The sequence below is a fragment of the Pseudomonas rustica genome (assembly GCF_018336155.1).
Lineage (GTDB): Bacteria > Pseudomonadota > Gammaproteobacteria > Pseudomonadales > Pseudomonadaceae > Aquipseudomonas > Aquipseudomonas rustica.
Genome location: NZ_JAGYHF010000017.1, coordinates 37,098 through 50,644, shown reverse-complemented (window position 1 = coordinate 50,644; position 13,547 = coordinate 37,098). Strand labels below are relative to the sequence as shown.

Below are 13,547 nucleotides of genomic sequence, written 5' to 3'. Positions count from 1 at the left end.
AAGCCCCTGAACCTTACGATTCAGGGGCTTTTTGTTTAACCAATGTTCAAATCACGCCGCTTCAATCTTGCTACGGTTCTGCTCAACCTTACCCAGATACGCGGCAAGCTTCTCCTGCTCCGCCGGAGTGGTAAACAAGCCCAGCTTGCTACGACGCCACAGAATGTCATGCGCCGAGGTCGCCCACTCTTCGCTGCACAGGTAATCGACTTCACGGGTGTAGAGCCCGCCGCCAATGTGTTCGCCCATGTCGGCGAGGGTTTCAACGCCCTCGAGCATGCGCCAGGTGCGGCTGCCGTACGTGGTCGACCAGCGACGCGCGATCTCGGTCGGCACAAAGTCGTACTTGTCGCGAATCAGCGCGCTCAAGGCTTGCGGCGTGGTCATGTCTTCGCCGCCGGGCAGGGTGGCGGTGGCCGTCCAGCTCGGGCGCATCTGGGTGAAGAACGGCATCAGTTGCGCCATCGCCGATTCGGCGAGTTTGCGGTAGGTGGTCAGCTTGCCGCCGAACACCGACAGAAGCGGCGCTTCTTCAGTGCTGCCGGACAGCGCCAAGGTGTAATCGCGGGTGACCGCCGACGGGTTGTCGGATTCGTCGTTGCACAGTGGACGCACGCCTGAGTAGCTGTGCTGGATGTCTTCGCGGCTGACTTGTTTCTTGAAGTGAGCGTTGACCACTTTCAGCAGGTAATCGGTTTCGCCGTCGGTAATCGCCACTTTCGCCGGGTCGCCGGTGTATTCACGGTCGGTGGTGCCGATCAGGGTGAAGTGGTTGTTCAAGTATGGAATGGTGAAGACGATGCGCTGATCTTCGTTTTGCAGGATGTGCGCGTGATCGCCTTCGTACAGTTTCGGCACGATGATGTGGCTGCCTTGAATCAGACGGATGCCGTACGGCGATTCCATCTTCAGATCGTCACGAATGAACTTGGCAACCCACGGGCCGGCGGCGTTCACCAGCGCTTTGGCGGTGATCGAAAACAGGCTGCCGTCGGCGCGTTCCAGGTTCAGGTGCCACAAACCTTTGGCGCGACGGGCGCTGACGCAACGGGTCTGGGTGTGTACGTGGGCGCCTTTTTCGCGGGCGGCCATGGCGTTGAGTACCACGAGGCGAGCGTCGTCGACCCAGCAATCGGAGTATTCGAAGCCTTTCTTGATTTCGCTTTTCAGCGCGCTGTCGGCGCCGAACTTGAGGCTTTTCGAACCTGGCAGTTTTTCGCGCTTGCCGAGGTTGTCATACAGGAACAGGCCGGCACGAATCATCCACGCCGGGCGCAGGTGCGGACGGTGCGGTAGCACGAAGCGCATCGGCTTGACGATGTGCGGGGCTTTGGCCAGCAGCACTTCGCGCTCGGCCAGTGCTTCGCGCACCAGGCGGAATTCGTAATGTTCGAGGTAGCGCAGGCCACCGTGGATCAGCTTGCTGCTGGCCGACGAAGTGTGGCTGGCGAGGTCGTCCTTTTCGCAAAGGAACACCGAGAGACCGCGACCGGCGGCATCCGCTGCGATCCCCACCCCATTGATCCCGCCGCCGATAACGGCGAGGTCGTAGATCTCGGAGATAGGGGGCGTACGCAAGGTAGATGTGGACATCGGCTGGCCTCAGGCTCTTTTGATTTTCTATATTGGAAATCGAACATGAATGTTCATTTGCGAAAATGGTAGCCGATAAAGACGCGCACAGCCAGTCGACTTCGATTGAAAAAACTCATCGAAGGGCAGAGAAAGGAAAATTTTCGAACATTAAAAGCAAAAGATCGCAGCCTTCGGCAGCTCCTACATGGGTTCACTTGACCTGTAGGAGCTGCCGAAGGCTGCGATCTTTTGATCTTGGGGGTTAAACGACTTCCAGCCGAATCTTGTGCTGACTCAACAACTGCGCCAACGCCGGCACAGGCTGCTGATCGGTCACCAAACAATCAATCAGACTGATCGGGCCAAGACGAATCATCGCATTACGCCCAAACTTGCTCGAATCCGCCGCCAGAATCACCTGCCGAGCATTGGCAATAATCGCCTGGGAAACCCGCACTTCCTGATAATCAAAGTCCAGCAAGCTGCCGTCTTCATCAATCCCGCTAATCCCGACCAGCGCGAAATCAACCTTGAACTGATTGATGAAATCCACACTCGCCTGACCCACAACCCCGCCGTCACGACGCACATTGCCACCGGTCAGCAGCACATCAAAATCATCCTTGGCACTGAGCATCGACGCCACGTGCAAGTTATTGGTGATGATCTTCAGATGGTTGTGATTGAGCAGGGCACGGGCAATCGATTCGGTGGTGGTACCGATGTTGATGAACAGCGAGGCGTGATCGGGGATTTGTGCGGCGATGGCTTCACCGATGCGTTGTTTTTCATCGCGCATCTGATCGGCGCGCATCGCATAGGCAGTGTTTTCAACACTGGAATCGTAGGCCGCGCCGCCATGGTAGCGACGGAGCAAATTGGCTTCCGCGAGCTGATTGATGTCGCGGCGGATGGTTTGCGGGGTAACAACGAACAGCGTGGCCATTTCCTCGATGCTCACATAGCCGCGTTCGCGAACCAGCTCGAGGATTTGCTGCTGACGGGGAGGCAGATTCATGGGGCTTCCTTTGGGCTGCCGTGCAAAATTTGCCCATGATGCCGCAGGAATCTCCTCCCTACCAGTTACAAGCCTTTACAAGTACTCAGGTTGGCTTATTCAGCGTCTTCACGCGCCCAGTCACGGGTGCGGCTGACGGCTTTTTTCCAGCCTTTGTACAGCTTCTCTTTCTCGACTTCGTCCAGGCTCGGCTCGAACTCACGCTCGATCACCGCTTTGCCGCGCAGCTCTTCCAGGCTGCCCCAGAAACCGCACGCCAGACCGGCCAGGTACGCCGCGCCCAGCGCTGTGGTTTCGCGCATTTGCGGACGCTCGACCTGAGTACCGAGGATGTCGGCCTGGAACTGCATGAGGAAGTTGTTCGCCACCGCGCCGCCGTCCACGCGCAGGGCTTTCAGGCGTTCGCCGGAATCTTGTTGCATGGCGTCGAGTACGTCGCGGGTCTGGTAGGCGATCGATTCCAGCGCAGCGCGGATGATGTGATCCACGCGAACGCCGCGCGTAAGGCCGAACAGTGCGCCACGGGCGTACGGATCCCAGTAAGGAGCGCCCAGACCGGTGAAGGCTGGCACCAGGTACACGCCGTTGCTGTCCTTCACTTTATTGGCGAAGTATTCGGTGTCGTGGGCGTCGTTGATGATCTTCAGCTCATCACGCAGCCATTGCACGGTCGAACCGCCGTTAAACACCGCGCCTTCCAGTGCGTAAGCCACTTCGCCGCGCGGGCCGCAAGCGATGGTGGTGAGCATGCCGTGCTGCGATTTCACCGCTTTGTCGCCGGTGTTCATCAGCAGGAAGCAGCCGGTGCCGTAGGTGTTTTTCGCCTGACCTGGTTCTACGCACATTTGACCGAACAGTGCGGCTTGCTGGTCGCCGGCGATACCGCCGATGGCGATGCCGCTCTTGGTGTGGCCGTAGATTTCCGACGACGCTTTGACTTCTGGAAGCATCTCGCGAGGGATGTCGAGAATCTCCAGCATCTTCGCGTCCCACTCCAGCGAGTGAATGTTGAAGAGCATGGTGCGCGAGGCGTTGGTGTAGTCGGTGACGTGTACTTTGCCGCCGGTGAATTTCCAGATCAGCCAGCTATCGACGGTGCCGAACAGCAGTTCGCCGTTGCGCGCACGCTCGCGGCTGCCTTCGACGTTGTCGAGGATCCACTTCAGTTTGGTGCCGGAGAAGTACGGGTCGGTGACCAGACCGGTGGTGTCGCTGATGTATTGCTCGTGGCCATCGCGCTTGAGCTGCTGGCAGATTTCGGTGCTGCGGCGGCACTGCCAGACGATGGCGTTGTAGACCGGGCGACCGGTGGTCTTGTCCCAGACCACGGTGGTTTCACGCTGGTTGGTGATGCCGATGGCCGCGACCTGGTCGTGGTGCAGACCGGCCTGTGCCAGCGCTTCAACCATCACCGCACTTTGGGTGGCGAAGATTTCCATCGGATCGTGTTCGACCCAACCGGCTTGCGGGTAATGCTGAGCGAATTCGCGCTGCGCGGTGCAGACCACGTTCGCGTCGCGGTCAAAAATGATCGCGCGAGAGCTGGTCGTACCCTGATCGAGGGCAATGATGTAGTTCTTATTCTGAATGTCGGTCATGTCGATTGCCTTGGACGAAATAAGGGTGATTGGGCCGTGGCGCAGGCTCGGATGGGCAGGAGTCTGCGCCGACTGTTTCAAGAAGTTCTTGGTTTGCCGTCAATGGCCGGTTCTGCATCCTTTGTAGCAGGTGTGGCGCCGGTCAGGTGACGGGCGATGAACCCGCGATACCCGGCAGCGCCGAGGCAGGCACCGACAATCGGTGCAAAAATCGGAATCAGGAAGTACGGAATATCGCGGCCGCCAGTGAGGGAAATTTCACCCCAGCCAGCGAAGAAAGTCATCAGTTTCGGACCGAAGTCACGCGCCGGGTTCATCGCAAAACCGGTCAGCGGGCCCATCGAGCTGCCGATCACCGCGATCAGCAAGCCGATCAGCAGCGGCGCCATCGGACCTCTTGGCAGACCATTGTTGTCGTCGGTCAGGGCCATGATCACGCCCATCAGGATTGCGGTGATGATCATCTCGACCAGGAATGCCTGGGCGGTGGACAGCACTGGATTCGGGAACGTCGAGAACACCGAGGCCAGCTCAAGGCTGGCGGCCGAGCCGCGAACCATTTGGTGAGTTTGTTCGTAATCGAAGAAAAGATTGCTGTACAGCGTGTAAACCAGCAGCGCGCCGCAGAAGGCGCCGGCGATCTGCGCAAGAATATAGAAGGGCAGTTTGCGCTTTTCGAAGTCGGCGAAGATTGCCAGCGCAATGCTCACGGCCGGGTTCAGGTGCGCGCCGGAAACGCCCGCCGTGAGGTAGATCGCCATGCTCACGCCGACGCCCCAGATGATGCTGATTTCCCACAGGCCGAAGCTGGCGCCCGCGACTTTGAGCGCGGCGACACAGCCAGTGCCAAAAAAGATCAGAAGTGCAGTACCCAGAAATTCGGCCATGCATTGGCTCGAGAGCGATGGTTGCTGTAAAGCAGTTGTCATTGAAAACCTCAATTTTTGTTGTTGTCTGGCGCGATTGCCGACAGGGCAAGGCGCGATTTTCACCGGGTCGGAATCCCCATTCGTTTCCCGGTTTACTGCTGAGTGCTGCAATGATGATAATTCTTACATTATTCAGATTCGAAAAAATATAGACAAGAAACAAACCTGTCAAAGGTCGAAAGTGAACCGTCAGTCACAATAGAACTATCAGTCGCATGAATGACTCACCGGGTGACTGCTTTCTTAGCGTTGTGAATTACCTGCAAAGCCGCGTAATTCGGGGCCGGGATAGAGCCTTTTACGGCTCGATGTCCTAGAATCCGGCGCAGGATTTTCTGCCATTGCCGAGCCTGGAGCTGCCATGACCCCTGCGTTGGACTTGTTAAAAAAAGTTCGTGCCGAACATCGCGTGCACAGTTACGAACATGATCCAAAGGCCGCGTCCTACGGGCTGGAGGCTGCGGAAAAACTGGCACTTGAGCCGGCGCAGGTGTTTAAAACCTTGCTGGCGGCGAGTGAAAAAGGTGAGCTGCTGGTGGCCGTAGTGCCGGTCGTCGGAAGCCTCGACCTCAAAGGTCTGGCGCAGGCGGCGGGGGTGAAAAAAGTCGAGATGGCTGACCCGGCAGCGGCGCAGCGATCCACCGGTTATCTGCTGGGCGGTATCAGTCCGTTGGGGCAGAAAAAGCGTCTGCGCACCTTCATCGATAATTCGGCTCAGGCTTTTGCGACTATTTATGTCAGCGCCGGCCGGCGTGGGCTGGAAGTCGAATTGGCACCCGCCGTGCTCGCAGAACACACCCAGGCCAAATTCGCCGACATCGGTCGTGCGTAACGTCGGCTGATTCTGTATGAAGAAAATTGGCCGGTTCTGTCGCTGGCGCTGATCCGGCCCGCATTGCATGCTCTGCCGACTGACTTAAGGAGAAGGTTATGCAGCTCGAGTTTCATCAGGTCGACGCATTCAGTGAGCGTCCGTTCAGTGGCAACCCGGCGATGATTTATCGACTGGATGCGTGGCTCGCCGATGATTTGATGCAAAAGATCGCGGGTGAACACAATCTGGCGGAAACCGCGTTTCTGGTGCGTGAAGGTTCGGCCTGGCATATCCGCTGGTTTACTCCTACCACTGAAGTGCCGTTGTGCGGGCATGCGACGCTGGCCAGCGCTTATGTGTTGTTCGAGATCTACAAGGAAACGGCCGAGCGTATCGACTTCACCTGCAAGTCCGGGCCGTTGAGCGTGACGCGGGCAGACGGGCGTTTGTGGCTGGATTTCCCCTCGATCGTGCCGTCAGAGATTGGCGTGACCCTGGATGTCGAGCGTGCGCTGGGCGTTGAAGCGGTTGATGTGCTCGGCTCGAACGAACTGTTTGTGGTGCTGGAGTCGGAGCAGGCCGTACTCGATTGCAAGCCGGATATGGTCGCGCTGGCCAAACTGCCGTGGCTCGGTGCAATCGTCACCGCGCGGGGCAATCAGCACGATTTTGTCTCGCGCTATTTCGCCCCGGCGATTGGCATCAATGAAGATCCGGTGACCGGGTCGACGCACTGCAGCTTGATTCCGTATTGGTCAAAACGTCTGGGCAAATCGAGCCTGACCGCGTGCCAGCGCTCGGCACGGGGCGGGGAGTTGTTTTGTCGGCTGGAAGGTGAGCGGGTGAAGATTGGCGGGCATGCAACGCTCGTCGCCAGCGGCACCCTGTTATTGGGATAAACCCAAAACCAAATGTGGGAGCGAGCAAGCCCGCTCCCACAGTTTTGATCCAGGACTGATCAGAGGGCTGTGTTGTAGCGGCGGACGCCGTTCTCAACTGCCGGGATCTGCGCAGCAGTGCTGCCGGAGGCCTGGAACAGCACCAAGTGTTCAGCCGCAACCCGAATCCCCACCTCTGCACCGACCTGATGATCAGCATGGCTCGGGAAAATCGATTCCAGCTGCGCACCCGTCGGCAGTTGCAGGCGATACAAGGTCGAAGCACCAAGGAATGTCTTGCCAACAATCCGTGCCTTCAACCCACTGTCTGGCGCATAAACAATGTCATCCGGACGCAGCAACACATCCACCGCCCCGCCAATCGGCCAGGTATAAGCCCGATTACCGCGCAACTCACCCAATTCAGTCTGCACCGATTCCGGGCTGTCGAGCTGACCGCGAATGAAGTAACCCTGACCGATAAAACTCGCCACAAATGGTGTCGCCGGTTCGTGATACAGGTTGTACGGCGTGTCCCACTGTTCCAGCCGACCTTCTTTAAACACGCCAACGTGATCGCTGACGGCAAAGGCTTCTTCCTGATCGTGGGTGACCAGAATCGCGCTGGTGCCACGGGCCTTGAGAATGTCGCGCACTTCGTGGCTGAGCTTGCGGCGCAGCTCGCCATCGAGGTTGGAGAACGGCTCATCGAGCAGCAGCAATTGCGGCTCTGGCGCCAACGCACGGGCGAGGGCGACACGTTGTTGCTGACCGCCGGACAACTCGTGCGGGAAACGCTTGCCGAGATTTTTCAGGTTGACCAGTTCCAGCAGCTCTTCGGTGACGCGCTCCTTGTTCGGATGCTTGCGGATACCAAAGGCAATGTTGTCGGCGACGCTCAGGTGCGGGAACAGCGCGTAGTCCTGGAACACCATGCCGATCCGGCGCTTCTCCGGCGCCAAGGTGAAACCGGCGCTGGAAATGGTCTCGCCGCCAAGGGTGATTTCGCCCTCGTGTACCGGCTCGAAACCGGCGATGGCGCGCAGGGTGGTGGTCTTGCCGCAGCCGGACGAGCCGAGCAGGCAGCCGATGTCACCGGCGTTGAGGTGCAGATTGAGGTTCTGCACCACACGTTGATCTTGATAGCCGCAAGCGAGGTTGCGCAGGTTCAGCAGTAATTCATGGCTCATGCGTGGTGATATGCCGGTTCAACGAGGAACTCAAGCAGGGCCTTCTGTGCGTGGAGACGGTTTTCTGCCTGATCCCAGGCGACGGAGCGCGGGTCATCAAGCAGGTCGAGACTGATTTCTTCGCCACGGTGCGCCGGCAGGCAATGCATGAACAACACGTCCTCGGCAGCGAGGTCGAGCAGCGCACGGTTGACCTGAAACGGCGCGAACAGCTTGAGGCGCTTGGCAGTTTCCTCTTCCTGACCCATCGAAGTCCAGACGTCGGTGCTCACCAGATGCGCGCCGCGCACGGCGTCTTGTGGATCACGGACGATGGTCACGCGATCGCCGGCCTTGGCGACGAATTCCGGGTTCGGCTCGTAACCTTCCGGGCACGCGACGCGCAACTGGAAGTCGAACTGGATCGCCGCTTCTATATAGCTGTTGCACATGTTGTTGCCGTCGCCGATCCAGGCCACGGTTTTGCCCTGGATCGAACCGCGATGTTCAAGGAACGTCTGCATGTCGGCCAGCAGCTGACACGGGTGCAGATCATCGGACAGGCCGTTGATCACCGGCACGCGCGAGTTGGCGGCGAATTCGGTCAGGGTGCTGTGGGCAAAGGTACGGATCATCACCGCATCGAGCATGCTCGACATGACGATGGCGCAGTCACCGATCGGCTCGCCACGGCCCAGTTGGGTGTCGCGCGGCGAGAGGAAGATCGCCTGACCGCCGAGCTGGATCATGCCGGCCTCGAAGGAGATCCGGGTGCGGGTCGAGGATTTTTCGAAGATCATGCCCAGCACGCGGTTTTTCAGAGGCTCGAACAGTACGCCGCGGTTACGCAGGTCCTTGAGCTCAACGCCTCGACGGATCACGCTGACCAGCTCTTCGGGCGTGCAATCCATCAGGGAGAGAAAGTGCCTTGCGCTCATCATTGACTACCTTTTTGCTACAAACCGCAGATGCTCAAAGCCTTGTTTAACGGAACAACGGGCGAGACCTGCGGCGTAAGCCGCACGGGGCGACGAAATAGGGGGAGGCGCGATATTGACATTAAATGTCGCGTTTTTCCAATAGGCTACGGTTTTGCGGGATTCGGAGAGCGGACAGGATGTTGCAGTCGCGCATTTGAAGCCGGGTTCAGGACAGCAGCGAGTCCCTTTGTACACTGGCCTCGCGGGGCTTGGCAATCCGCCGTGGCGGGGATCGGGTCGCTTGAGTCGGTTTACGACCGTGGCGGCATGCCATCACTTGGTCGGATGCTCAGGTTGAAACATTTGCTAAAGCAAAGTGCTGGGTTATAAATAAGTTTCGAGCGACGCAGGAAGCCTCCGCATGGAATCGAAAGAAAAATTGTTAATGGAATTGCTGGGCCACACGGCTCGCTCTCTGACCCATCTCACCGCGTCAATGACCTCAATGTCCTTCGAGCTGCTGCGCAGCGAAGACGACGTGGTCAAATCCGCCGGCCGCCATATGATTGACCGCATGGCGACCATCAGTGCCGGGCTCGACGAGCATTGGCGATTGATCGGCGAGCTCACCGGCGTACACGTCGCTCACGAGCAGATCGAAACCATCCAGGAAATCCAGCTGGCCGCGCCGCCGCAACTGCCCTCCAGTTGAGCGAGGCGGTCTATCGGCGCACCTGATAGCCGTCGATTCACAAGACGAACGTCGCTGGCGCCTGACCCGCGACGGGGCCATAGTTTTGTTCCCGCGGGCGTCATTGCCCGCCCAGAACAAGACAGAGACTGGCCATGACCAAGACTCTCCATCACCGTGCCTGCCACCTGTGCGAGGCCATTTGCGGCCTGACCATCGAGACCACTGAAACCGATGGCAACGTGGCGATCACCTCGATCAAGGGCGATGCGCTCGACACCTTCAGCCGTGGCCATATCTGCCCCAAAGCTGTCGCGCTGCAAGATATCCAGAATGATCCTGATCGCCTGCGCCAGCCGATGCGCCGCGTTGGCAGCGAATGGCTGCCGATTGAGTGGGACGAGGCGTTTGCGCTGGTGGCCGAGAAACTGGCGGCGATTCAAGAGCGTCACGGCCAGAACGCGGTGGCGGTCTATCAAGGCAACCCGAGCGTGCACAACTACGGGCTGATGACCCACAGCAATTATTTCCTTGGATTGCTGAAAACGCGCAATCGCTACTCGGCGACCTCGGTCGATCAGTTGCCGCATCACCTGAGCAGCTATCTGATGTACGGCCACGGCTTGCTGCTGCCGATTCCAGACATCGATCACACCGATTTCATGTTGATTCTCGGCGGTAATCCACTGGCCTCTAATGGCAGCATCATGACCGTGCCAGATGTTGAAAAACGTTTAAAAGCGATCCAGGCACGCGGTGGTAAAGTCGTGGTCGTTGATCCACGGCGCAGCGAAACGGCGGCGATGGCCGATCAGCATTTGTTCGTGCGCCCGGGTGGCGATGCGGCGTTGTTGTTTGGCGTGCTCAACACATTGTTCAGTGAAGGCCTGACCCGCGACAGTCATTTGCCGGTCGATGGATTGGACGACGTGCGCGCTGCGGTGGAGACGTTCACCGCCGAGGCCATGAGCCCGCTGTGCGCCGTTCCCGCCGAGCAGATCCGCCAACTGGCGCGTGATTTTGCTGCGGCGCCGAGTGCGGTTTGCTATGGCCGGATGGGCGTTTCGACTCAAGCCTTCGGCACTCTGTGCCACTGGGTGGTGCAACTGATCAATCTGGTTACCGGTAACCTCGACCGGGTGGGTGGTGCGCTGTGCACCGAGCCGGCCGTGGACTTGGTGGCGTCGACGTCGGGCGGGCATTTCAATAAGTGGCAAAGCCGTGTTTCCGGGCGTCCTGAATACGGCGGAGAGCTGCCGGTCTCGGCACTGGCCGAAGAGATGCTCACCGAAGGCGAAGGCCAGATCCGCGCGCTGATTACTGTGGCGGGTAACCCGGTGTTGTCGACGCCGAACGGGCGGCAACTGGAGCAGGCGCTGGATGGCCTGGAGTTCATGGTCAGCATTGACCTCTATATCAACGAAACCACGCGTTACGCCGACCTGATCCTGCCGTCGACGTCGGCACTGGAGAACGATCACTACGACACCACGTTCAACTTGTTCGCGGTGCGTAATGTCACTCGCTTCAACCGCGCGATCCTTGCCAAGCCTGAGGGCGCGCTGCATGACTGGGAGATCTTTGTCGGTCTGGCAAAAGCCTTCGCCGAGAAAACCGGCAAGGAGCTGAAACCGACCATGCCACCGGCGAAGATGATTGATATGGGTTTGCGGATGGGCATGTACGGTGACGCCTCCGAGCAGAAACTCTCGTTGGCGACACTGTTCGATCATCCTCACGGCATTGACCTGGGCGCGTTGAAAGCCAATCTGGCGCCGCGCCTGAAAACGCCGAACCAGCACGTGCAGGCCGCGCCGCCAGAGATCCTCGCTGACCTCGCACGGTTTGCCGCGCTGCAAGCTCCGGCCGCCGACGAGTTGTTGATGATTGGCCGCCGACATGTGCGCAGCAACAATTCGTGGATGCACAACTATCACCGGTTGGTGAAGGGCAAGCCGCGCCATCAGTTGCTGATGCACCCGGACGATCTCGACAGTCGTGGGCTCAACGATGGTCAGTGGGTGCGCGTCAGTTCGCGGGTCGGGCAGATTGAAGTGGAAGTGCTCGGCAGTCTCGACATGATGAAAGGCGTGGTGAGCCTGCCGCACGGTTGGGGGCATGCGCGCCCGGGTGTGCAGATGACGATTGCCAGTGGCCAGCCAGGTTCGAGCGCCAATGACCTGACCGATGAGTGCCAGCTCGACGAATTGTCCGGGAATGCCGCGTTGAACGGCGTGCCGGTCACCGTGGCAGCGGCTTGAGCGTGACCGTCGGGGAGACCGAGCATGGCGCTCGGGATTCCGTTACAATGCGTCACCGTGCCGACCCGTGAGTCGGAAAGTTCAGCCGAGGTGCTCCATGGATATCATCGAAACGATTAAAGAGCAGATTGCCAACAACACCATTCTGCTTTACATGAAAGGCTCGCCGAATGCCCCACAGTGTGGCTTCTCCGCGAAAGCTGCGCAGGCTGTCATGGCGTGTGGCGAAAAGTTTGCGTACGTGGACATCCTGCAGAACCCGGAAATCCGCGCCAACCTGCCTAAGTACGCCAACTGGCCGACTTTCCCACAACTGTGGGTTGGCGGTGAGCTGGTCGGCGGTAGCGACATCATGACTGAGATGGCTGCAGACGGTTCGCTGCAAACCACCATCAAGTCGGCTGTTGAAGCGGCTGCGGCGAACAAGTCCGAAGCCTGATGCTTTTGTTGTAGGAGCAAAGCTTGCTCGCGAAAAACGATAACGCGGTGTGTCTGTAGCACCGCGGCGCTTTCTTCGCTGGCGAGCCATGCTCCTAGAGAAAAGCCAATAAAAAGCCCCGCACCTCGAAAGAGGGCGGGGCTTTTTAGTGCGTCCGAAAAGTTACTGCGAGTTGCCGGTGCAATCTAAAAAGATCGCAGCCTGCGGCAGCTTCTACTCTTCGCCCATCTGCGATTGCAGATAGTTCTCAAGACCTACTTTGCCGATAAGACCCAGTTGGGTTTCCAGCCAGTCGATATGTTCTTCTTCGGATTCAAGAATGTCTTCGAGCAGTTCACGGCTGCCGAAGTCACCGACGGTTTCGCAATGTGCGATCGCAGCTTTCAGGTCAGCGTGGCCGGTCTTCTCGATGCGCAGGTCGCACTCCAGCATTTCCTGGGTGTGCTCGCCGATGTGCAGCTTGCCCAGATCCTGCACGTTCGGCAGGCCTTCGAGGAACAGGATGCGCTTGATCAGCTTGTCCGCGTGCTTCATCTCGTCGATGGATTCTTTGTATTCGTGCTTGCCGAGCTTGTTCAGACCCCAATCTTCATACATGCGCGCATGCAGGAAGTACTGATTGATCGCGACCAGCTCATTGGCAAGGATTTTGTTGAGATGCTGGATGACTGTAATGTCGCCTTTCATGATCGGAGTCCTGCCCTGTATTCGCTGTATATACGGCAGAGTTTGAGCTTCGTATTTATAAGTGTCAAACCTAAGTTATTGAATAATATATGAAAATTAATCGGAATAAGAATGTTTGTGTTCCGCGTCTGGAGCCTAAGCAATTGATTTACAGGCATAAAAAAACCGGACATAAGTCCGGTTCTTTGAAATGGGGTGTTATTACGCGGCAGTAAATTCCACCGGATAGGGGATCGCAGCCTGAGCGGTTTGCAGCTTGGTCAGGGTTTCGCGAACGACTTCCTTGGCAAGGCAGGCACATTTGCCGCATTGGCTGGCGACGCCGGTGGCCTGACGAACTTCTTTATAGCTGCAGCAACCCTCATAGATCGCTTCGCGGATCTGTCCGTCGGTGACGCCAGTGCAGAGACAAACATACATAAGTGAGAACCGTCGCTGGTTGTGACTCAATTGCGATGGATCTTAATGTTAACGAGAATGATTGTCAAAGTGCTTTCCGACCGCTTCAGTGGATTAACAGCTACGACTGACGAACGGTATTTGCTGGCGATTTGCCTGGCCCTGTAAA

At 58.2% G+C, this 13,547-nt stretch carries 13 protein-coding genes; 5 read left to right on the top strand and 8 right to left on the bottom strand.

Annotated features, from left to right (window positions below; translation table 11 throughout):
• Positions 1-51: 51 nt before the first annotated feature.
• The 4 genes from glpD to KFS80_RS25270 form a co-directional block, all read right to left on the bottom strand.
• Positions 52-1,593, bottom strand: coding sequence for a glycerol-3-phosphate dehydrogenase (gene glpD, locus KFS80_RS25285; protein WP_212546292.1), 1,542 nt, complete (start codon positions 1,591-1,593; stop codon positions 52-54).
• 244 nt (positions 1,594-1,837) lie between these two features.
• Positions 1,838-2,593, bottom strand: coding sequence for a DeoR/GlpR family transcriptional regulator (locus tag KFS80_RS25280; RefSeq protein WP_007916700.1), 756 nt, complete (start codon positions 2,591-2,593; stop codon positions 1,838-1,840).
• Between the two features lie 95 nt (positions 2,594-2,688).
• On the bottom strand, positions 2,689-4,191 hold the full coding sequence (gene glpK / locus KFS80_RS25275; RefSeq protein ID WP_212546291.1) for a glycerol kinase GlpK: 1,503 nt from the start codon (positions 4,189-4,191) through the stop codon (positions 2,689-2,691).
• A 77-nt stretch (positions 4,192-4,268) separates the two neighbouring features.
• Positions 4,269-5,120: an MIP/aquaporin family protein gene (locus KFS80_RS25270; RefSeq protein ID WP_212546290.1), complete on the bottom strand. Its 852-nt coding sequence runs from the start codon at positions 5,118-5,120 to the stop codon at positions 4,269-4,271.
• A 361-nt stretch (positions 5,121-5,481) separates the two neighbouring features.
• Between KFS80_RS25270 and ybaK the strand changes: the two genes are divergently transcribed.
• Together ybaK and KFS80_RS25260 are read left to right on the top strand one after the other, a co-directional pair.
• Positions 5,482-5,952, top strand: a complete 471-nt coding sequence (gene ybaK, locus KFS80_RS25265) for a Cys-tRNA(Pro) deacylase (protein WP_053123427.1) — start codon at positions 5,482-5,484, stop codon at positions 5,950-5,952.
• Positions 5,953-6,050: 98 nt separating this feature from the next.
• A complete protein-coding gene (locus tag KFS80_RS25260) occupies positions 6,051-6,833 on the top strand; it encodes a PhzF family phenazine biosynthesis protein (protein WP_159815123.1) in 783 nt (260 codons plus the stop codon).
• A 59-nt stretch (positions 6,834-6,892) separates the two neighbouring features.
• On the opposite strand, the gene KFS80_RS25255 is transcribed toward KFS80_RS25260, so the two are convergent.
• Together KFS80_RS25255 and argF are read right to left on the bottom strand one after the other, a co-directional pair.
• Positions 6,893-8,002 (bottom strand): ABC transporter ATP-binding protein, encoded by a 1,110-nt coding sequence (locus KFS80_RS25255; protein WP_212546289.1) that lies wholly within the window; start codon positions 8,000-8,002, stop codon positions 6,893-6,895.
• Complete coding sequence (argF, locus tag KFS80_RS25250) at positions 7,999-8,919, bottom strand: ornithine carbamoyltransferase (RefSeq protein WP_045123046.1); 921 nt, start codon at positions 8,917-8,919, stop codon at positions 7,999-8,001. The genes KFS80_RS25255 and argF overlap by 4 nt, the downstream gene beginning before the upstream one ends.
• Positions 8,920-9,322: 403 nt before the next feature.
• On the opposite strand from argF, the gene KFS80_RS25245 reads away from it, so the two are divergent.
• From KFS80_RS25245 to grxD, 3 genes are all read left to right on the top strand, one after another.
• Positions 9,323-9,613, top strand: a complete 291-nt coding sequence (locus tag KFS80_RS25245) for a hypothetical protein (RefSeq protein ID WP_053123421.1) — start codon at positions 9,323-9,325, stop codon at positions 9,611-9,613.
• A gap of 134 nt (positions 9,614-9,747) precedes the next feature.
• Positions 9,748-11,853: a molybdopterin oxidoreductase family protein gene (locus tag KFS80_RS25240; RefSeq protein ID WP_212546288.1), complete on the top strand. Its 2,106-nt coding sequence runs from the start codon at positions 9,748-9,750 to the stop codon at positions 11,851-11,853.
• 97 nt (positions 11,854-11,950) lie between these two features.
• Positions 11,951-12,292, top strand: a complete 342-nt coding sequence (gene grxD, locus KFS80_RS25235) for a Grx4 family monothiol glutaredoxin (protein ID WP_007916674.1) — start codon at positions 11,951-11,953, stop codon at positions 12,290-12,292.
• A 213-nt stretch (positions 12,293-12,505) separates the two neighbouring features.
• Here grxD and bfr read toward each other — a convergent pair whose 3' ends face one another.
• Positions 12,506-12,979 carry a bacterioferritin gene (gene bfr, locus KFS80_RS25230; RefSeq protein WP_042560739.1) on the bottom strand — a complete coding sequence of 158 codons (474 nt, stop codon included), beginning with the start codon at positions 12,977-12,979 and terminating at the stop codon, positions 12,506-12,508.
• 201 nt (positions 12,980-13,180) lie between these two features.
• Positions 13,181-13,399, bottom strand: a complete 219-nt coding sequence (locus tag KFS80_RS25225; RefSeq protein WP_003227725.1) for a bacterioferritin-associated ferredoxin — start codon at positions 13,397-13,399, stop codon at positions 13,181-13,183.
• Positions 13,400-13,547 lie beyond the last annotated feature (148 nt).